We start from the raw sequence: 22,677 nt of genomic DNA, 5'->3' as shown, positions 1-22,677 counted from the left end.
CGGACATGCTGGTCATGTCCCAGTGCAGACGGGACACGTCAATGCCGAACTCGGCGATCGCCCGAGCCCCGACGGTACCGGCAACGTGCTCCAGACGCGGAGCGATCGCATCCAGAGCCCGAGCCGGCCGGTCGTCGTTGAGCAGGCCCGGCTCGATCCCGAAGACTTCCTCCACCGCCCACGTGCGAGCCCAGTCCCCGACCCGCACCAACGGTGCGCGCGGTCAGCCGGTTGGCCACCAGCGCCTCGATGACCTGCCCGTGCGTCACAAGCGCGCTGACGCCACCAGGGCACACCTCATCGGTGATCCCGGCCAGATCCAGCCGACGAGTGAACTCGGAAACGACAGGCGGAGCGCCCAGACGTTTCTCCACCACGGACGTCACCGCCACTACAAAACGCTGACGCTGAGACCGTGGCCGCGGGGACCGGGAAGTCTTCGACACACCCCACCCAACGCCACACCCAGGCCCGAGGACACCCCCTGACCGTTCACACCATACGAATCAACGACCCGTGAAGTCCGGGTCTAGGGTTCGTAGATCCATTCCAGGTAACGCTCGATCTCGTCCGCCGCGCGCCGCGCGCCTCCCGCACGGCGCGCCTGGCGTTGGAGTGCACGTACTTGGCGGCCCGTCTCCAAGTCGCCGACGAGCACGACGACCGCGTCCACGAGCGATTGCGGACCGGCGGCCTCCGGCGGCATCTGCACCCCGAGTCCAAGTTCCACCACCCGGTCGGCCACCGCACGTTCGCTGGCGCACGTGGGCACTGCGACCAGCGGTGTATTGAAATAGAGAGACTCCATGACGCTGTTCAGGTCCGAGTGGCAGACGAACGCCGCCGCGCAGCGCAGCACCACCGAACGCGGAACCCATTCATGCACTTCGACGTTGGGCAACTGCTCGGCCGCCTGAAGCACACCTTCCGAATTGCTGTTCGTCATGATCACCGCGTGCAGCGGCTGTCCGGCGAGGGCATCCACGCAGCTCCGGAGGAAATCCGCGTCCGCGCCGAGGAGTTCGGGGTCGAGGGCGAAGCACACCACGGGCAGGCCGGTCGCGGGAAGCTGCCAGCGCTCATTCATCCGGCGTTCCGGTATGCAGGGACCGACGAACGCCACGCGACTGTCGAAGAGGTGCCCGTCTGCCTGAAATTCCCTGGGCAGCAGAGCTATCGACAGGGGCTCGGGCCTCGTATAGAAGTCGCTTGGCGTCAAACCTGCTTGCTCTGCCGGGGAGAGAAAGCGGAACAGCCGCTCCCGGATGTCCGCGGGAAGGTCACTGACGCACTCGTCGATACCGGAATCGGATACGGCGGCGTCGTCACGAACCGGGACGTCGCCGTTGGCGAAGGACGGGTAGATCTGCACCGCCGGCCGGTTCCAGCGAAAGGTCAGCAATCGAGCGGTAATGCGGGTCGAAGCCTCGTACAGCACCAGGTCGGGCACGTCGTCGGCGAAGTCGGCATAGATCGCCTCCGCCCAGTCGAGCGTGGCTTCGACACACACGGGGTCCGCCGGCCCGCTGCATTCCCAGAGGTCGGTCTGTCGTCCGTAGGTGGGACAGGACTCGTGGACCAGAACGTCGACGCCGGCGATGACGGCACGCGCGGCGAACTCCTGAGTGGTGACGTAGGTGATCCGGTGATCCCTGCGGTTCAGTTCCTGGGCTATCGGCAGCATCGACCGGCTCTGGGTCTCGGCAGGAGCGCTGAGAACGACAATGCTGTAGCGCGACGGGGGGGGATCTTCGGCCATGAATACGACCTCCCCCGCCCCCTGTGCCCGAGGCACGGTTCGTCGCCTCCCGAAGGGCCCGGGTGGATTTCCACGGGGAACTTGGTTTGTCAGCAACTCGCTCAAATTGAGATCGCGTCCTGTGGTCAGGCGCCGGAGCGTACCACGCACGAGGCGCCATGCGAATAAAGTCGACCGACTTCATCTGACCGACTCAGTGATGTCCGGTCCACACGGGAACCATCCGAACTCACTACAAATATCCTTACTTCTGGGAAAACAACCGGCCCACACACGAATCTTTCACAACACAGGGAATGCCTTGATCCCGGAGGGGAGGTGCACGCTCACATCGAGACAAATTCACTGTAAACTATTTCGCCGGACACAACGAAACCCCTAACTAACCCCTAAGGGGTGATCATTGCTGAATTCGAGCCATCCAATTCCACGATTGGCTGACTCACGCCGGTGGGGAGCACGAAGCCCCGGTGCGCTGTGGGCGTCACCGGGGCCACTTGCGGGATATTCCGTTCCCGCGAGCGGATGCGGGAAGGTCGGATCTCCGGAAGGTTCAGTTTCCAGAAGGTTCAATTCTGATGGTTTCCGGGAGCGATTCAAGCCATTTCTCGACGGATTCGGCCGCGGTGGGGGCCGAATTCTCCAGCAGGGTGAAGTGGTTCCCCGGAATCTCACGCAGTGTGTGCGGGGCCGGCCAGGAGGAGCGCCAGCTCTCGTCGCCATCGGCGCTCACGGCCGCCCCGGGCTCCGCGGCTCGACCCATGAATGATTCTGTCGGTCGTACGAACAGGACGGGTGCCGCGACTGGCTGCGGACCACACTGAGTGATGAGCGAGCTGTACCGGCCCATGGCCGACAGCCTGGCCGCGGTGAAGATGCCGAAGGCATCCTCGCGCTCCAGCATCCCGTCCAGCATCTGTGCCCAGAGGCCGTCGGACGAGTCGTCCGCGTTCGCCGAGCCGTCCGCGGCAGCCTGCTCATCACTCTCGTCGGTGGGGAGATAGGTGTCCAGCAGCACGATCGCCGCAGGCATCACCCCTTCGCTCTCCAGGCGGCTGGCCGTGGCATGCGCGAGCTGGCCGCCGGAGGAGTAGCCGACCAGTGCGAACGGTTCGTCACCAGCCAGCCGCCGTACGCTCTCGGCGAAGTGGTCGACGACTGCGTCCACCGAGTCCGGCAGCTGCTCCCCGTCCACGAATCCGGGCGGCGTCACCACATGCACATCGCGCACACCCCTGAAGTTCGCGGCGAGCCGCGCGTACTGCTGGGCTCCGGCGAGCGCCATCGGCGACGGAAAACAGATCAGCGACGGACCGCGGGGGCCGCGGGCCAGCGTCACCGGCGGGCTCACGGTGTGCAGTTGGGAGGCTGTCCGGAAGGAAGGACGCAGCTCGGCCACTGCGTTCAGCAGTGCGGTGCCTTCTGCCATCTTTCCCTCCTTCACCGCGGCCCGGAACAGCTCACTGAGGGTCTCCGGCATGCGCGACGGGCCGGCGGTGGCAACGGCGACACGAGGGGCAGCGGCAGCGGATGCCTGCGCCGGCGGGGCGGAGCCCAGTTCGGTACGCAAGTACGAGGCGAGCCGGGCAGGGTTGCCGAGATCGAACACTGCTGCGGCCGGGACTTCCAGCCCGGTGGCGCGTTGCAGACTCTTCCGCAGTTCTATCGCGGAGAGCGAGTCGACTCCGGCCTCCAGGAAGCCGCGCTCCGGATCGACTTCACCGGCAGAGTCATGGCCCAGGACCGCAGCCATGTGTCCCACCACTACTTCAATCAGCAACTTCTCCTGTTCAGGTGCAGGGAGTTCGGCCAGGCGTGCGAGCAGCCGGACCGCCGCCAGACCGTCGGAGGGCTCCTGGCCGGCCGCAGAATCGAGCCCGTCGGTGACAGCCCCACCAAAGAGCGCGGGCGAGTCGATCCAGTAGCGGCGATGCTGAAAGGCGTAGGTGGGCAGGTCCACTGTGCGTGCGCCACTGCCCTTGTACAGCGCCTGCCAGTCCACTGCGGCTCCGCCGGCGTGCAGCAGTCCCAGTCCTGCCAGAACCGCCCGGGCCTCGTCACGCCGCTTGCGCATCATGGGCACCACGGTCACCCGCTCGGCCTCGCCTGCCTCCAGGCACGGCTGTACCAGCCCTGACAGCACCGCGTCCGGTCCCAGCTCCACGAATCGCGTTACGCCACGTGCCACTGCGGCGCGTATGCCGTCGTTGAAGCGGACGGCTTCGCGGACGTGGGTCACCCAGTAGTCGGGTGAGGTGAGTTCCCCTGCCGTGGCGATACGTCCGGTGACGTTCGAGACGACCGGGATACGGGGCTCGCTGTGGGCGAGGCCCGACACCACCGTGCGGAACTCGTCCAGCATCGGGTCCATCAGCGGGGAGTGGAAGGCGTGTGAGACCTTCAGGTACGAGGTCTTGCCGCCCTGCGCCCGTACTGCCTCCACGACCTTCTCGACGGAGGCTGCCGTGCCGGAGACCACGATCGCGCGGGGTCCGTTGACGGCGGCGATGGCCGCGTCCTCGACTCCGTCGAGGACGGTGAGGATCTCGTCCTCGGTGGCCTGGACGGCCGCCATCACCCCGCCGTCGGGCAGCGCCTGCATCAGGCGGCCGCGCGCCGCGACCAGAGCAGACGCGTCGGCCAGCGAGAACACTCCGGCCGCGTGCGCCGCGCTGATCTCGCCGATGGAGTGCCCGGCCAGCAGATCGGGGCGTACCCCCAGCGACTCCACCAGCCGGAACAGCGCCGTCCCGATGGCGAACAGGGCGGGCTGGGCGTACTCCGTACGGTCCAGCAGCACCGCCTCCGCCGAGCCCTCCGCCGCGAACAGCACGTCCCTCAAAGGCCGTTCCAGCAGCGGGTCGAGGTGTGCGCACACCTCGTCCAGGGCTGCCGCGAACACCGGAAAAGCCGCGGCGAGTTCGCGTCCCATACCGGGACGTTGGGCGCCTTGTCCGGTGAACAGGAACGCGGTCCTGCCGCTGGTGCGGGCGACTGCGCGGACGAGTTCGGTGGCGGGGGTGTCTTGGCTCAGGGCGCGCAGTCCGGTGCTGAGTTCTGCCGGGTCGGTGCCGGTGATGACGGCGCGGTGTTCCAGGTGTGCGCGGGTGACGGCCAGGGCGTAGCCGATGTCGGCCGGGGCGGGGGCGTCGGTGCGTTCCAGGAGGTTGAGCAGGCCGGCTGCCTGGGCGCGCAGCGCGTCCGGGCTGGCGCCGGACACCGGCCAGAGCACCGGCCCTACGACGCCGTCCCGCTGCGGGCTCTCCGCCTCGACGGAGGCCTCGACCGGTGCCCCGGGCGGTGCCTGTTCCAGGATCACGTGCGCATTCGTACCACTGATCCCGAACGACGACACCGCCGCACGTTTGGGCCTGCCCGCTGCCCACGGCCGGGACTCCGTCAGCAGTTCCACGCCGCCGGCCGTCCAGTCCACCTTCGATGACGGCTCGTCCACGTGCAGGGTCTTGGGCAGTACGCCGTTGCGCATCGCCATGACCATCTTGATGATTCCGGCCACACCCGCCGCAGCCTGCGTGTGCCCCAGGTTCGACTTCACCGACCCCAGCCACAGCGGGCTCTCGGCCGGCCGGCCCTTGCCGTAGGTGGCCAGCAGTGCCTGCGCCTCGATCGGGTCACCCAGAACCGTGCCCGTACCGTGCGCCTCCACCACATCTACCTGGTCCGCCGACAGCCTGGCATTGGCCAACGCCGCCCGGATCACCCGCTGTTGGGCCGGCCCGTTCGGCGCGGTGAGACCGTTGCTGGCGCCGTCCTGGTTGACCGCACTGCCCCGCACCACCGCGAGCACCCGATGCCCGTTGCGCCGCGCGTCGGAGAGTCGCTCCACCACCAGCACGCCGACGCCCTCGGAGAACCCCGTGCCGTCGGCCGCCTCGGCAAAGGACTTGCAACGGCCATCGGCCGCAAGCCCGCGCTGCCGACTGAAGTCGACGAAGGTCCCAGGTGTCGACATCACCGTGACGCCTGCCGCCAGCGCGAGCGAACATTCGCCGTTGCGCAGCGCCTGGCCAGCCAGGTGCAGGGCCACCAGAGACGACGAGCACGCCGTGTCCACCGTCACCGCCGGCCCCTCAAGGCCGAGGGTGTAGGAGACACGGCCCGAGACGACGCTGCCGCTCCCGTAGCTGTTGATGTAGTCGTGGTACATCACACCGGCGAACACACCCGTGCGGCTGCCGCGGAGAGTGCCCGGATCCAGCCGCGCGTTCTCCAGCGCCTCCCAGGAAGCCTCCAGCAGCAACCGCTGCTGCGGGTCGATGGCACGCGCCTCACGCGGTGCCACGCCGAAGAAGGCCGGGTCGAAGTCGGCGGCGTCGTAGAGGAACCCGCCGTGACGGGAGTACGAGGTGCCGTCGTGCTCCGGGTCGGGGTCGTACAGGGCATCGAGGTCCCAGCCCCGGTCCTCGGGAAACCCGGATATGGCATCGGTCTCTTCGGAGACCAGCCGCCACAGATCCTCCGGCGACCGGACACCGCCCGGGTAGCGGCAGGACATGCCCACGATGGCGAGCGGCTCCCGTGCCATGCCGGTCAGCTTGCGGTTCTGCTCGCGCAGACGCTCGGTCTCCTTGACGGATGTCCGCAGGGCGTCGACGAGCTTCGCGTCGGGCCGATCGGGTTGCGGAGTCTGAGTGGGCCGGCTGGGACGACTGGGCTCAGTCATTGCGGTGTCACTTCTCCCGCGTCATGTCGTTGACGTCGAATTCGTCGTACACGTGGTCGGATTCGTAGGCCGCGTCGTGGGCCGGGCCTTCGGACAGGTCGTCGTGGGCGGAACCGGAGCCTGCGAGAGCCATGCTGATCAAGGCCTCGGTGTCCATGGCATCGATGGAGTCCGCGGCTTCGTCCGCGTCTTCCACCGCGCCTTCCACCGCGAGTCCGGCTTCGATTCCGGCGAGTTCCAGCAGGCTGTCCATCAGGCCGGCCTCCCGCAGCCGGGACAGCGGGATCGCGGCGAGCGCGGTACGGATACGGTTCTCCGCCGACCCGGTACCCGTTTCGCTCGGGTCGTCCTCCGACTGCGGAGCGAGCTCCTCCCACAGGTGACCCGCGACCGCCCGAGTACTGGGGTAGTCGAAGATCAGCGCAGCCGGCAGACGCAGGCCGGTGGCCGCGTTGAGGCGGTTGCGGAACTCCACGGCGGTGAGCGAGTCGAACCCCAGGTCGCTGAACGACCGGTCGGAGTCCACGGCTTCGGTATCGGCATGGCCGAGTACCGCCACGGCTTGCGCGCGCACCACCTCGGTCAGCAGGTCCTTCCGCTCGTGTGCGGGCGTGTCCGCGAGGCGGGCGCGCAAGCTCTGCGAGTCGGCGGGCGACTGCGAAAGGGACTGCGCGATCCGCCGTGCGGGCGCGCGCACCAAGCCGCGGAAGAGCGGCGGCAGTTCCCCGTCACCGCTCTGTGCCATGGCGCGAACGTCCAACACAGCCGGTACGAGGAGCGCGTCGGCCGGGTTGCCGATCTGGTCCTGGTCGAGCACAGCCGTATCGAACAGGGCCAGGCCCTGCTGGGCGGAGAGTGCCCCGGCACCCGCGCGTGCCATGCGGTGCGCATCGGTGCCGCTCAGCGTGCCGGCCATGCCGCCGTCGTCCGCCCACATGCCCCAGGCCAGCGAGCTGGCCACCAGGCCATGGGCCCGGCGGTGCTGGGCCAGCGCATCCAGGAAGGCATTGGCTGCCGCGTAGTTGCCCTGCCCCGGTACGCCCAGCGCCCCGGCGATGGAGGAGAAGAGCACGAACGCGGTCAGGCCGAGGTCGCGGGTCAGCTCGTGCAGGTTCCAGGCCGCGTCGGTCTTGGGCCGGAGCACGGTGTCCATGCGTTCCGGAGTCAGCGAGCCGATGACTCCGTCGTCGAGCGTGCCGGCGACGTGTACAACACCGGTCAGCGGGTGGCCGGCCGGAACTGCCGCCAGCAGGGCGGCCAGTTGGGTGCGGTCGGCGACGTCACAGGCAGCGAGTGTCACGCTGGCGCCCAGCTCGGCCAGCTCGGCACTCAGCTCGGCGGCACCGGGCGCGTCCGGACCCCGGCGGCTGGCCAGCAGTACATGGACGGCCCCGTGTTCGGCCACCAGGTGGCGTACGACCAAGGCCCCCAGCGCGCCAGTGGCACCAGTCACCAGAACCGTGCCGTCGGCATCCCAGACCTTCCGCTCGGACGGGACATCGGCATCGGCATCGGCGGGCGGGGGCGCGGCAGACACCCGCGCCAATCGCGGTACGTACACGTCGCCCTCACGCAGCGCGAGTTGCGGCTCATCTGTATGCACTGCCCGAGGCAGTGCGGCGAGAGAGGCATCGTGGCCGTCCACGTCGATCAGTACGATCCGGCCCGGATTCTCCATCTGCGCCGACCGTACGAGACCGCCCACTGCGGCACCCGCGAGATCACTCACGTCGCCGGCCGCCGTCTGGACCGCGCCCTGTGTCACCACCACCAGGGTCGACGCGGCGAACCGCTCGTCCGCCAGCCATGTCTGAAGGTCGGCGAGCGTCCGATGCGTACGCTCGCGCACCGCGGCCGCGACATCCACTCCAGCCTCGGCCGTACGGGTGTCTCCGACGACCGGCAGGACGACTACGCTCGCGTCGCCGGCGTCGCGCAGCTCCGGCACCACCGCGCTGCGCGCCACCACGGTGGCGAGAGACTCCGACCACTCGGCGGCATTCGAACCGACCACTACCCACTTACCGTTGTCGGCCAAAGCGGGAGCCGAGGGCAACGGAGCCCAGTCGACCCGGTACAGGGAGTCGTGGAACTCGGCGCGCGCCTGGGCCAGTTGCTTCTCGGAAATCGGCCGGACATCCAGCCGCTCCACCGAGACCACCGCACGACCCGCGGCATCCGCCACCTCAAGCGACACCGCACCAGAGCTCAGCGGACGTACCCGCACCCGCAGCGCCGACGCACCCGTCGCGAACAACTCCACGCCCGACCACGCGAACGGCAGACCAGCCCGCTCCCCCGCACCCGTCAGACCCACCGCATGCAACGCCGCATCCAGCACCGCCGGATGCACACCAAACCCCTCAACCCCCACACCCTCCGGCAACACCACCTCAGCAAACACATCCTCGCCCAGCCGCCACGCAGCCCTCAGACCCTGGAACACCGGGCCGTACACCAACCCCCCTTCCGCATAACGCTCGTACACACCCTCAACCGAAACCGGCACCGCACCCACCGGAGGCCACACGCTCAGATCAGCCCCGCCCACACCGCCCCGCACCCCAGCGCCCAACACACCCGTCGCATGCCGGGTCCACGATGCGGCACCCACCACGTCCTCCTCGCCACGCGAGTGGATGCTGAAGGTGCGGCTCCCCGAGTCGTCAGGCGCGTTGACCACAAGCTGGGTGTGGATCACTCCGTGCTCCGGGAGCACCAGCGGAGTCTCCAGGGTCATCTCCGACAGCAGCGCGCAGCCCACCTGGTCACCGGCCCCGATCGCCATCTCGACAAAGCCTGTGCCGGGGAAGAGCACGGTGTCACCGATGGCGTGGTCGGCCAGCCATGGCTGGGTCCGGGTGGAGAGCCGGCCGCTGAAGAACAGACCGTCCGACTCGGCGAGCACGGCGGCTGCTCCCAGCAGCGGGTGATCGCCGGCGCCGGACGCCGCGCCGAACGGGGAGTAGCCGTCGATCCAGTAGCGCCGGCGCTGGAAGGGATAGGTGGGAAGGTCGACCTGCTGAGCTGTTCCTGTGGCGTGCAGGCCCGCCCACTGGACGGTGTGGCCACTGGTCCAGAGGTGGGCCAGTGCGGTGAGGGTTTCGGCCTGTTCGGGGCGGTTGCGGCGTAGGAGGGGGATGAATGCAACTGTGGTGTCGTCGGGCAGGGCGTCGGCGGCCATGGCGGTCAGGACCGCGTCCGGGCCGATCTCCAGGAAGGTGGTGACGCCCTCGGCCGCCAGAGCCTGGATGCCGTCGGCGAAGCGGACGGCATCGCGGACGTGGGACACCCAGTAGTCGGGGGAAGTGAGTTCACCGGGTGCGGCGGTACGGCCGGTGACGTTCGAGACGACGGGGATACGGGGCTCGCTGTAGGTGAGTCCCGTCACCACTGCCTTGAACTCCTCCAGCATCGGGTCCATCAGCGGGGAGTGGAAGGCGTGCGACACCTTCAGCCGGGACGTCTTTCGGCCCTGTGCCCGCAGGTCTTCCACCACCGAGTCGACGGTGTCCTTGCTGCCGGAAATGACCACCGCACGGGGGCCGTTGACCGCCGCGATCGCAGCGTCCTCGGCACGGTCCAGGAGGGTGAGGACCTCGTCCTCGGTGGCCTGGACGGCGGCCATGATGCCGCCGTCAGGCAGGGCCTGCATGAGCCGGCCGCGTGCGGCGACCAGCCTGCAGGCGTCCGCCAGGGAGAACACCCCGGCCGCGTGCACGGCGCCGATCTCGCCGATGGAGTGCCCGGCCAGCAGATCAGGGCGTACGCCCAGCGACTCCACCAGGCGGAACAAGGCCGTCTCGACAGCGAACAGGGCGGGCTGTGCATACTCCGTACGGTCCAGCAGCACCGCCAGGTCCGAGCCCTCCTGAGCGAACAGGACATCCCTCACCGGGTGTTCCAACAGGGGATCCAAGTGCAAGCACACCTCGTCCAACGCCGTCGCGAACACCGGGAAAACCGCGGCGAGTTCACGGCCCATCCCGGTCCGCTGCGCGCCCTGGCCCGTGAACAGGAACGCCAGCAGACCCTCGGTCACCGCCCCTTCGACCACACCCGGCGCACCCTCGCCAGCAGCCAATGCCCGTAGTCCTGCGATCAGTTCATCACGTCCGGTACCCGCAATCACCGCACGGTGGTCCAGCTGCGCCCGCGTCGTCGCCAGTGCGACGCCCACATCCACCGGCTCGGGAGCGTCCTCGCGCCCCACCAGGCCCAGCAGCCCCGCCGCCTGCGCGCGCAACGCCGCCGCGTTCGCGGCGGACACCGGCCATGCCAAGGTCCCGGGACGGCCGGCTCGGTCGCCGGCCGCAGCCCAGAGGCGGACCCGGAGCCGACGGGCTCGGGGGCCTGCTCAATGATCACGTGCGCGTTCGTGCCGCTGATCCCGAAGGACGAGACGGCCGCGCGCCTCACTTCCCCGGCCTCCCAGGGCCGGGACTCCGTCAGCAGTTCCACACGGCCGGCCGTCCAGTCCACCTTCGACGACGGCTCGTCCACGTGCAGGGTCTTGGGCAGTACACCGTTGCGCATCGCCATGACCATCTTGATGATCCCGGCCACGCCCGCGGCGGCTTGGGTGTGTCCCAGGTTCGACTTGATGGAGCCGAGCCACAGCGGGTGCTCGGCGGCGCGGTCACGTCCGTACGTCGCCAGCAGCGCCTGGGCCTCGATCGGGTCGCCCAGGACCGTGCCCGTACCGTGTGCCTCCACCGCGTCGATCTGGTCCGCCGACAGCCCGGCATTCGCCAAGGCCGCCCGGATCACCCGCTGTTGGGACGGGCCGTTCGGCGCCGTCAAGCCGTTGCTCGCGCCGTCCTGGTTCACTGCGCTGCCGCGTACCACCGCAAGCACCTGGTGGCCGTTGCGTCGCGCGTCCGAAAGCCGCTCCACCACCAGCACGCCGACGCCCTCGGACCAGCCGGTGCCGTCCGCCGCCTCGGCGAAGGACTTGCAACGGCCGTCGCCCGCCAGGCCGCGCTGCCTGCTGAATTCGATGAAAGTGGCGGGTGTGGACATCACCGTCACGCCGCCGACCAGGGCGAGGGAGCATTCGCCGATGCGTAGAGCCTGGCCCGCCAGGTGCAGGGCCACCAGGGACGACGAGCACGCCGTGTCCACAGTCACGGCCGGCCCTTCCAGGCCGAAGGTGTAAGCGATACGGCCGGAGACGATGCTGCCCGCGCTGTGACTGGTCGGGTAGTCGTGGTACATCAGGCCTGCGAAGACGCCGGTCGAGCTGCCCTTCACGGTCGCGGGGTCGATGCCTGCCCGCTCGAACGCCTCCCAGGAGGCCTCCAGCAGCAGTCGCTGCTGCGGGTCCGTGCTCAGTGCTTCGTTCGGGCTGATCCGGAAGAAGGCGGCGTCGAAGTCGGCCGCGTCGTGCAGGAAGCCGCCCTTGTTCACGTACGTGGTGTCCGGCCGATCGCCGTTCGGGTCGTAGATCGCGCTGGTCTCCCAGCCGCGGTCCTCCGGGAACTCGGAGACGGTGTCATTGCCCTCGGAGACCAGTTTCCACAGGTCTTCGGGCGACTCGATGCCGCCGGGATAACGGCAGGACATGCCTACGATGACGATCGGGTCGTCGGTTACGAGCCCCTCGTGGCTCACCGGCGCAACAGCGGGGGTGTCGAGCGTGCCGAGGAGTTCGTCGTGGAGATGGTCCGCGAGGTCGCCGGCAGTCGGGTAGTCGAAGACGAGAGTGGCCGGCAGGCGCAGGCCGGTCGCCGCGTTCAGCCCGTTGCGCAGTTCCACCGAGGTCAGCGAGTCGAAGCCCAGGTCACTGAAGGCGCGGTCCGGCGCGATGGCCGCGGGCGTCGCATGACCCAAAACGTCGGCGACCTGCACTCGCACCACATTGAGCAGCGCGCGTTCCCGCTCGGCCGGGGTGAGTGCGGACAGCTGATGGTGCAGCGTGTCAGCGGTGGTGCCGTCGCTGACGGCAGCGCTACGTCGCACCGTGGGGACCAGGTGGTGGTAGAGGGACGGGAGTGCGGTGCCCTGCGCTCGCAGCGCCTCCACATCAAGACGTACCGGTACCAACGCCGCATCCGCCCGCGCACCCGCATCAAACAACCGCAAGCCGTCCACCACCGACAACGGCAACACACCACCCCGCGCCATCCGCGAACGATCACCCTCCGACAACCCACCACCCATACCCCCCACACCCGTGTCACCCCAGAGACCCCACGCCAACGAAGCACCCGGCAACCCCTCCGCCACCCGAAACTCCACCAAACCATCCAAAAACGCATTCGCCGCCGCATAATTCCCCTGCCCCGGCACCCCCAACACACCAGCAGCAGACGAAAACACCACAAACGCATCCAACGCCAAACCCCGCGTCAACTCATGCAAATTCCACCCACCCAACACCTTCGGCCGCAACACCGCACCCAACCGCTCCGCAGTCAGCGAACCCACCAAACCGTCATCCAGCACACCCGCCGCATGCACCACCCCACACAACGGAAACTCCTCAGAAATCCCCGCCAACACCCCCTCCAACGCACCACGATCCGCCACATCACACGCCACCAACTCCACCGACACCGCACCCAACCCCAACAACGACGACACCAACTCACCCGCACCCTCAGCACCACCACCACGACGACTCGTCAACACCAACCGCCGCACCCCACACACCGACACCAAATGCCGCGCCAACACCACACCCAAACCACCCATACCACCCGTCACCAACACCGTCCCACCCGACGACCAACCACCAGCAACACCATCAACACCCCTATCCAAAACCGCAGTCACACCCGCGCGCACCAAACGCGGAACAAACAACACCCCGCCCCGCAAAGCCACCTGCGGCTCACCCACACCCGTCACCGTATCCAGCGAAAACTCCACATCGTCCACATCCACCAGCACAAACCGCCCCGGATGCTCCGCCTGCGCCGACCGCACCAAACCACCCACCGCAGCACCAGCCAGATCACGCACCTCACTACCGCCGGCCGACACCGCGCCCCGCGTCACCACCACCAACGTCGACCCACCAAAACGCTCCTCCCCCAACCACACCTGAAGAGCACCCAACACACCCTCCAACACACCACTCACACCATCCGCACCCCCATCAACATCACCGAACGCCCGCAACACCACGACACCCGGAACCGGCACATCGGCAGCAACACCCACCACATCGGCAAAATCCACCACCACAGACCCAGCACCCACAGCCACCGAACCCGACCCAGCCGGCACCCAATCCACCCGATACAGGGAGTCGTGGAACTCGGCGCGCGCCTGGGCCAGTTGCTTCTCGGAAATCGGCCGGACATCCAGCCGCTCCACCGAGACCACCGCACGACCCGCGGCATCCGCCACCTCAAGCGACACCGCACCAGAGCTCAGCGGACGTACCCGCACCCGCAGCGCCGACGCACCCGTCGCGAACAACTCCACACCCGACCACGCGAACGGCAGACCAGCCCGCTCCCCCGCACCTGTCAGACCCACCGCATGCAACGCAGCATCCAGCACCGCCGGATGCACACCAAACCCCTCAACCCCCACACCCTCCGGCAACACCACCTCAGCAAACACATCCTCGCCCAGCCGCCACGCAGCCCTCAGACCCTGGAACACCGGGCCGTACACCAACCCCCCTTCCGCATAACGCTCGTACACACCCTCAACCGAAACCGGCACCGCACCCACCGGAGGCCACACGCTCAGATCAGCCCCGCCCACACCGCCCCGCACCCCAGCGCCCAACACACCCGTCGCATGCCGGGTCCAGGACGTGTCGTCCACCGCACCCTCACCACGGGAGAACACCCGTACCGCACGCCCACCAGAGCCGCCCTCAGGCGCACCCACCACCACCTGCACCTGCACACCACCACGCACCGGCAACACCAACGGCGCCTCCAGCGTCAACTCCTCCAACACCCCACACCCGACCTGATCCCCCGCCCGAATCGCCAACTCCACAAACCCGGTGCCGGGGAAGAAGATCGAGCCACCCACGACATGGTCGGCCAGCCAGGGCTGGGTCTGCGCAGAGAGTCGACCGGTGAAGAGGACCCCCTCCGAGTCGGCGAGCACGACGGCCGCGCCCAGCAGCGGGTGGTCGGTGGCACCGAGGCCGATGGCCGCCGGGTCACCGTGATCGGTCGACGTCTGCGACCAGAAACGGCGACGCTGGAAGGCGTATGTGGGCAGATCGACCTCGCGGGCTCCGCTGCCCTCGAAGACGGCGGGCCAGGCGACTTCGCCACCCGCGGCGTACAGGCGCCCCAGTCCGGCCAGGAGGGACCGCGCCTCCGGACGTCCCTTGCGCAGCAGCGGCACGCACACCGTCTGCTCCGTCTGCCCCGCCCGCTCCGACTCCTCGGTCTCCGCGCTCTCCGCGAGGCACGTCTGTGCGAGGCCCGTCAGCACACCGTCGGGGCCCACCTCCACGAACCGTGTCACTCCACGGTCCGCGGCGCTGCGCACGCCGTCGCTGAAGCGCACCGCTTCGCTCACATGCCGCAGCCAGTAGTCCACCGAGCACAGCTCCTGCTCGGCGGCCACGTCGCCCGTCACGTTGGACACCACTGCCAGCTTCGGCTCAGCGAACGACAGGCCCTCCAGGACCTGCCGGAAGTCGGCCAGCATCGGCTCCATCAGCGGGGAGTGGAAGGCGTGCGACACCTTCAGCCGGGACGTCTTTCGGCCCTGTGCCCGCAGCCACTCCGCGACCTCCTCCACCGCCGCTTCGGGGCCGGAAAGGACCACGGACCGCGGGCCGTTGACTGCGGCCAGGCCGGCTCCCGCCGACTCAGCGAGCAGCGGCAGCGTCTCCTCCTCCGTCGCCTCGACCGCGACCATCGCGCCGCCGGCCGGGAGCGCCTGCATCAGCCGGCCGCGCGCGGTGACCAGCGTGCAGGCGTCCGCCAGGGTCAGCACCCCGGCGATGTGCGCGGCGGCGATCTCGCCGATGGAGTGCCCCATCACGAAGTCGGGGCGTACACCCCAGGAGTTGACCAGGCGGTACAGGCTCACTTCGACCGTGAACAGGGCGGGCTGGGCGTACTCGGTACGGTCCAGCAATGCCGCGTCAGCCGCGCCCTCGTCCGCGAACAGCACGTCCTTCACGGGCCGTTCCAGCAGACCGTCGAACTGCTCGCAGATCTCGTCCCAAGCCTGCCGGAAGACGGGATACGTGTCGTAGAGCTCACGGCCCATGCCGGTCCGCTGCGCACCCTGCCCGGTGAACAGGAACGCGGTCTTGCCGCTGGTACGCACCGCGTCCGGCGCGGCCGTTTCCTCGGCGAGGGACCGCAGGCCGGCCACCAGCTCGGCCGTGTCCGCGCCGAGAACGGTCGCGCGCTGCTCCAGCGCGCCGCGCATCGTCGTCAGGGACCAGCCCACATCCGCCGGACGGAGTTCGCCGTGCTCCTCCACGTACGACGCGAGTCGCGCCGCCTGGGCGCGCAGCCCTTCCTCGCCGCGGGCGGAGATGACCCACGGCACCACGGCGTCGCTCGACGGCCCGGCCTCCGAGGAGTCGACTGCCGGCTCGTCGTCACGGTCGTGCGCAGCCTGCTCGATGATCACGTGGGCGTTCGTACCGCTGATGCCGAAGGACGAGATACCCGCGCGGCGCGGCCGGTCGACGTCCCACGCGACTTCCTCGGTCAGCAGCCGCATCGCGCCCGCCGTCCAGTCGACGTGGGTGGACGGCTCGTCCACGTGCAGGGTCCTGGGCAGTACGCCGTTGCGCATCGCCATGACCATCTTGATGATTCCGGCGACGCCGGCGGCGCCCTGGGTGTGGCCGATGTTGGACTTGACCGAGCCCAGCCACAGCGGCCGGTCGGCGGCGCGCTCCTGTCCGTACGTCGCCATCAGGGCCTGGGCCTCGATCGGGTCACCCAGGACCGTGCCGGTGCCGTGCGCCTCGACCGCGTCGACGTCTGCGGCGGTGAGCTGGGCGTTGGCCAGTGCCTGGCGGATGACGCGCTGCTGGGCGGGGCCGTTCGGCGCGGTGAGGCCGTTGCTGGCGCCGTCCTGGTTGACGGCGGAGCCTCGTACGTGCGCGAGCACCCGGTGGCCGTTGCGCGTGGCGTCCGACAGCCGCTCGACCACCAGGAGGCCCACGCCCTCGCCCCAGCCGGTACCGTCCGCTCCGGCGGCGAACGCCTTGCAGAGACCGTCGCGGGACAGACCGCGCTGGCGGCTGAACTCCACGAAGGCGGCGGGCGAGGCCATGATCGTCACACCGCCTGCCAGGGCGAGATCGCACTCGCCGTTGCGCAGGGCCTGGATCGCGAGGTGCAGCGCCACCAGCGATGACGAGCACGCCGTGTCCACGGTCACGGCCGGCCCTTCCAGGCCGTACGTGTAGGCGATGCGCCCGGAGACGATGCTGCCGGAGCTGTTGCTGCCGGTGTAGTCGTGGTAGACGAGACCGGCGAAGACACCGGTGGCGCTGCCCTTGAGCGTCGCGGGGTCGATGCCCGCCCGCTCGAACGCCTCCCAGGACGTCTGCAGCAGCAGTCGCTGCTGCGGGTCGGTGATGAGGGCCTCGTTCGGGCTGATGCCGAAGAAGTCCGCGTCGAAGTCGGCCGCGTCGTGCAGGAACCCGCCCCTGCGTACGTACGTGGTGTCCGGGCGGGACTCGGTGGGGTCGTAGAGGCGGTCGACGTTCCAGCCCCGGTTCTCGGGAAAGTCGGTGATGGCGTCGTCGCCTTCGGAGACCAGTTTCCACAGGTCTTCGGGCGATTCGATGCCGCCGGGGAAGCGGCAGGACATGCCCACGATGACGATCGGGTCGTCGGCGCGCACGCCGGTCGTCGGCAGGACGGTGGTGGCGGCCACGTCTCCGGAGACCTCGGACAGCAAGTGGTCCGCGAGGTCGCCGGCGGTCGGGTAGTCGAAGACGAGAGTGGCCGGCAGGTGCAGGCCGGTTGTGTTGTTGAGGCTGTTGCGCAGTTCCACCGAAGTCAGCGAGTCGAAGCCCAGGTCGCTGAAGGCGCGGTCCGGCGCGATGGCCGCGGGCGTCGCATGACCCAGTACTGCGGCGACTTGTTCCCGCACCAGGTCGAGGACCGCTTCGTGGCGTTCGGACTCGGCGAGTACGGCGAGGCGTTCACCGAGCGAGCCGGCAGCAGCGATCGCGGTCCGCGAGGTGGCCTGTCGGCGTGCCGGGCGTCCGGTGAGGTGGTGGTAGAGGGACGGGAGTGCGGTGCCCTGCGCTCGCAGCGCCTCCACATCAAGACGTACCGGTACCAACGCCGCATCCGCCCGCGCACCCGCATCAAACAACCGCAAGCCGTCCACCACCGACAACGGCAACACACCACCCCGCGCCATCCGCGAACGATCACCCTCCGACAACCCACCACCCATACCCCCCACACCCGTGTCACCCCAGAGACCCCACGCCAACGAAGCACCCGGCAACCCCTCCGCCACCCGAAACTCCACCAAACCATCCAAAAACGCATTCGCCGCCGCATAATTCCCCTGCCCCGGCACCCCCAACACACCAGCAGCAGACGAAAACACCACAAACGCATCCAACGCCAAACCCCGCGTCAACTCATGCAAATTCCACCCACCCAACACCTTCGGCCGCAACACCGCACCCAACCGCTCCGCAGTCAGCGAACCCACCAAACCGTCATCCAGCACACCCGCCGCATGCACCACCCCACACAACGGAAACTCCTCAGAAATCCCCGCCAACACCCCCTCCAACGCACCACGATCCGCCACATCACACGCCACCAACTCCACCGACACCGCACCCAACCCCAACAACGACGACACCAACTCACCCGCACCCTCAGCACCACCACCACGACGACTCGTCAACACCAACCGCCGCACCCCACACACCGACACCAAATGCCGCGCCAACACCACACCCAAACCACCCATACCACCCGTCACCAACACCGTCCCACCCGACGACCAACCACCAGCAACACCATCAACACCCCTATCCAAAACCGCAGTCACACCCGCGCGCACCAAACGCGGAACAAACAACACCCCGCCCCGCAAAGCCACCTGCGGCTCACCCACACCCGTCACCGTATCCAGCGAAAACTCCACATCGTCCACATCCACCAGCACAAACCGCCCCGGATGCTCCGCCTGCGCCGACCGCACCAAACCACCCACCGCAGCACCAGCCAGATCACGCACCTCACTACCGCCGGCCGACACCGCGCCCCGCGTCACCACCACCAACGTCGACCCACCAAAACGCTCCTCCCCCAACCACACCTGAAGAGCACCCAACACACCCTCCAACACACCACTCACACCATCCGCACCCCCATCAACATCACCGAACGCCCGCAACACCACGACACCCGGAACCGGCACATCGGCAGCAACACCCACCACATCGGCAAAATCCACCACCACAGACCCAGCACCCACAGCCACCGAACCCGACCCAGCCGGCACCCAATCCACCCGATACAGGGAGTCGTGGAACTCGGCCCCGCCACCACTGGCCAACTCCGATGCCTGGGTGGGCCGGACGGTCAGCGACTCGATGGAGGCGACCGCTTCGCCGGCCGTGTCGGCGATGTCCACCGCGAAGCTGTCCGCGCCCAACGGCGAGAGCCGTACCCGCAACGCGGACGCACCGGTGGCGTGCAGCGTCACGCCGCGCCACTCCGCGTTCAGTCGCAGGTTCACTGCCGCCTCGGCGACCGGCGCGGAGCCCAGGAGTGCCAGGCTCTGCACTGCGGCGTCCAGGGCCGCAGGGTGCAGGCCAAATCGCTCGGCATCCTTTGCCGCCTGCTCAGGCAGGACGACCTCGGCGTACAGTTCCTCGTCATGGCGCCAGGCGGCCTTCAGGCCCTGGAATACCGGCCCGTACGTCAGCCCCGCATCCGCGTACCGCTCGTACACGTCCCGAACCGAAACCGGCGCCGCCCCAGCCGGAGGCCATACACCGAAAGCGGACTCGTCCGCGACAGCGCGCACACCGGCACCGAGCACACCTGTGGCGTGCCGCGTCCACGACGCGTCACCCGCCACATCCTCACCGCGCGAGAACACCCGTACCGCACGCCCACCAGAGCCCCCCTCAGGCGCACCCACCACCACCTGCACCTGCACACCACCACGCACCGGCAACACCAACGGCGCCTCCAGCGTCAACTCCTCCAACACCCCACACCCGACCTGATCCCCCGCCCGAATCGCCAACTCCACAAACCCGGTCTCCGGGAATACGACGGAGCCCGCGGCGGCACGGTCGGCCAGCCAGGTGTGCGTACCCACGGAGAGTCGCCCGGTGAACAGCGCACCGTCGGAGTCCGCCAGCATCATCGCCGCACCCAGCAGTGGGTGATCGGCGGCGTCGAGCCCGATCGAGGCGATGTTTCCGACGGTCGCCACGTTCTTGATCCAATAGTGCTGGCGCTGGAAGGGGTAGGTGGGCAGGTCGACGGGCCGGGTCGGGCCGCCGGTGTGCAGGGCGGGCCAGTTGACGGTGTGGCCGGTGGTCCAGAGGCGGGCCAGCGCGGTGAGAATCTCCGTCTGTTCGGGGCGGTTGCGGCGCAGTAGGGAGACGAAGCCGGCCGTGGTGTCGTCGGGGAGTGCACTGGGGGCCATGGCGGTGAGGACGGCGTCCGGGCCGATCTCCAGGAACGTCGTCACGCCCTGGTCGGCGAGGGTCTGCACGCCGTCGGCGAAGCGGACCGCCTCGCGGACGTGGGACACCCAGTACTCGGCAGAGGTGATCTCCGCCGCCGTGGCCGTGCGGCCGGTCACATTCGAGACCACGGGGATACGAGGCTCGCTGTAGTCGAGACCCGACACCACCGCCTTGAACTCGTCGAGCATCGGGTCCATCAGGGGTGAGTGGAAGGCGTGCGAGACCTTCAGCCGGGATGTCTTGCCGCCCTGCGCCCGTACCACCTCCACCACTCTCTCCACGGAGGCCGTAGCCCCGGAAACCACCACCGCACGCGGCCCGTTGACCGCCGCGACCGTGGCGTCCCCGACCCCGTCGAGCAGCGCGCGGACCTCCTCCTCGGTGGCCTGCACGGCCGCCATCACCCCGCCCTCGGGCAGCGCCTGCATCAGCCGGCCACGCGCCGCGACCAGCGCACACGCGTCCGCCAACGAGAACACTCCGGCCACGTGCGCCGCACCGATCTCACCGATCGAATGCCCGGCCAGCACATCGGGCCGCACACCCCACGACTCCACCAGCCGGAACAGCGCCGTCTCCACCGCGAACAGCGCCGGCTGCGCGTACTCCGTACGATCCAGCAGCGCAGCCTCCGCCGACCCCACCTCAGCGAACAGCACATCCCTCAAAGGCCGTTCGAGCTGAAGGTCGAGATGACCGCACGCCTCGTCCAGCGCGTTCGCGAAAACCGGGAAGACGGCGGCCAGTTCACGGCCCATACCGACCCGCTGCGCACCCTGCCCCGTGAACAGGAACGCCAGCCGACCGTCAACCACGGCCCCGCTGACTACACCCGGCGCAGGCTCGCCGGCAGCCAGTGCCCGCAGCCCTGCGACCTGTTCATCGCGCCCGGCGCCCGCGACCACCGCACGGTGCTCCAGCTGCGCGCGCGTCGTCGCCAGCGCGACACCCACATCCACCGGATCAGGAGCATCCACACGCTCCATCAGGCCCAACAGCCCCGCCGCCTGCGCACGCAACGCCTCCACGCTCGCCCCGGAGACCGGCCACAGCACCGGTCCCGTGGAGCCTGTGGAGCCTGTGGAGTCCGAGTCCGGGCGCTCCACGGGCTCCGCCTCAGTGGGCTCCGCCGCCGGCGCCTCCTCAAGGATGACGTGCGCGTTCGTACCGCTGATCCCGAACGACGAGACACCCGCCCGGCGAGGTCTCGTGCCGTCCCACTCCACTTCCTCGGTCAGCAGCCGGACATGGCCGGCCGTCCAGTCCACCTTCGTCGACGGCTCGTCCGCGTGCAGCGTCTTCGGCAGGACGCCGGCCCGCATCGCCATGACCATCTTGATGATCCCGGCGACACCCGCAGCGGCCTGCGTGTGACCCATGTTCGACTTCACCGACCCCAGCCACAGGGGGTTCTCCGCCGCGCGGTCGCGCCCGTACGTCGCCAGCAGTGCCTGCGCCTCGATCGGGTCGCCCAGGACCGTGCCCGTGCCGTGTGCCTCGACCACGTCCACCTGGTCCGCAGACAGTTGCGCGCTCGCCAGCGCGTCCCAGATGACGCGCTGCTGCGACGGGCCGTTCGGCGCGGTGAGGCCGTTGCTGGCGCCGTCCTGGTTGACGGCGGAGCCGGGTACGACAGCCAGTACGGGATGTCCGTTGCGCCGCGCGTCGGACAGCCGCTCCACCAGCAGTACGCCCGCGCCCTCGGACCAGCCGGTGCCGTCCGCCGCCTCGGAGAACGCCTTGCAGCGGCCGTCGGCCGCGAGACCGCGCTGCTTGCTGAACGCGATGTAGGGGTCGGGGGTCGCCATCACGGTCGCGCCGCCTGCGAGCGCGAGGGTGCACTCGCCCTTGCGCAGTGCCTGGATCGCGAGGTGCAGTGAGACCAGCGACGACGAGCACGCCGTGTCCACCGTGACGGCCGGCCCCTCCAGCCCGAGTACGTAGGAGATACGGCCGGACAGCACGGCCGCGTTGCTGCCGGTGGCCATGTAGGCCTCGGCCTCTTCCGGCAGTTCCAGGTCGAAGTAGGTCTGGCCGTTGGTGCCCATGAAGACGCCCACGCGGCCGCCGTGCACCGAGTCCGGCGCGATGCCACCGCGCTCGAAGGCCTCCCAGGAGACCTCCAGCAGCAGCCGCTGCTGCGGGTCCATCGCCAGTGCCTCGCGCGGCGATATACCGAAGAAGGCCGGGTCGAACTCCGCGGCGTCGTAAAGGAAGCCGCCCTTGCGCGGGTAGTCCGCGCCGTCATCCGCGCCCGAGCCCGTTCCGGCGTCGGCCCCGGTGTCCCAGCCGCGGTCCTCGGGGAAGTCCCCGATCGCGTCGACCCCTGCGGCGATCAGCTGCCACAGCTCCTCGGGCGAACGCACGCCGCCGGGCAGGCGGCAGCTCATCGCGACGATGGCGATGGGCTCCTGTCCGGCGTTCTCCATCTCCCGCAACTGCTGCTTCGTGGCGTGCAGGTCCGCGGTCGTCCGCTTGAGGTAGTCGAGGAGCTTAGCTTCGTTCACGTTCGCCATCAGGGCCTCGCCGTGTGTCGTTTCCCGGGAACTGCGCATGCGGGAGGTTCGGGAAGTGGGGTGAATGAGCAGA

Annotated in this window: 3 protein-coding genes and 2 pseudogenes; all 5 read right to left on the bottom strand. The window is 69.0% G+C overall.

The features are described 5' to 3' along the window. Positions 1 to 529: 529 nt before the first annotated feature. A complete protein-coding gene (locus NRF20_RS39305; RefSeq protein WP_398635177.1) occupies positions 530 to 1,759 on the bottom strand; it encodes a nucleotide disphospho-sugar-binding domain-containing protein in 1,230 nt (409 codons plus the stop codon). Between the two features lie 553 nt (positions 1,760 to 2,312). Then, a pseudogene (locus tag NRF20_RS39300) lies at positions 2,313 to 6,380 on the bottom strand (type I polyketide synthase); the annotation flags it as partial. A gap of 70 nt (positions 6,381 to 6,450) precedes the next feature. Further along, positions 6,451 to 7,188: an acyl carrier protein gene (locus NRF20_RS39295; protein WP_413754657.1), complete on the bottom strand. Its 738-nt coding sequence runs from the start codon at positions 7,186 to 7,188 to the stop codon at positions 6,451 to 6,453. 240 nt (positions 7,189 to 7,428) lie between these two features. Further along, a pseudogene (locus NRF20_RS39290) lies at positions 7,429 to 10,404 on the bottom strand (SDR family NAD(P)-dependent oxidoreductase); the annotation flags it as partial. Between the two features lie 167 nt (positions 10,405 to 10,571). Further along, positions 10,572 to 22,595, bottom strand: a complete 12,024-nt coding sequence (locus NRF20_RS39285) for an SDR family NAD(P)-dependent oxidoreductase (protein ID WP_413754110.1) — start codon at positions 22,593 to 22,595, stop codon at positions 10,572 to 10,574. Positions 22,596 to 22,677 lie beyond the last annotated feature (82 nt).

Source organism: Streptomyces sp. R-74717 (genome assembly GCF_047305335.1).
GTDB classification, from domain to species: domain Bacteria; phylum Actinomycetota; class Actinomycetes; order Streptomycetales; family Streptomycetaceae; genus Streptomyces; species Streptomyces atratus.
Note: the sequence above shows the minus strand (reverse complement) of the source record. Positions and strands in the feature narration are given on the sequence as shown.

Coding starts and splice junctions, on each gene's coding strand:
- NRF20_RS39295 (WP_413754657.1), bottom strand. CDS start 7,188: ATGGCACAGAGCGGTGACGGGGAACTGCCGCCGCTCTTCCGCGGCTTG.
- NRF20_RS39305 (WP_398635177.1), bottom strand. CDS start 1,759: ATGGCCGAAGATCCCCCCCCGTCGCGCTACAGCATTGTCGTTCTCAGC.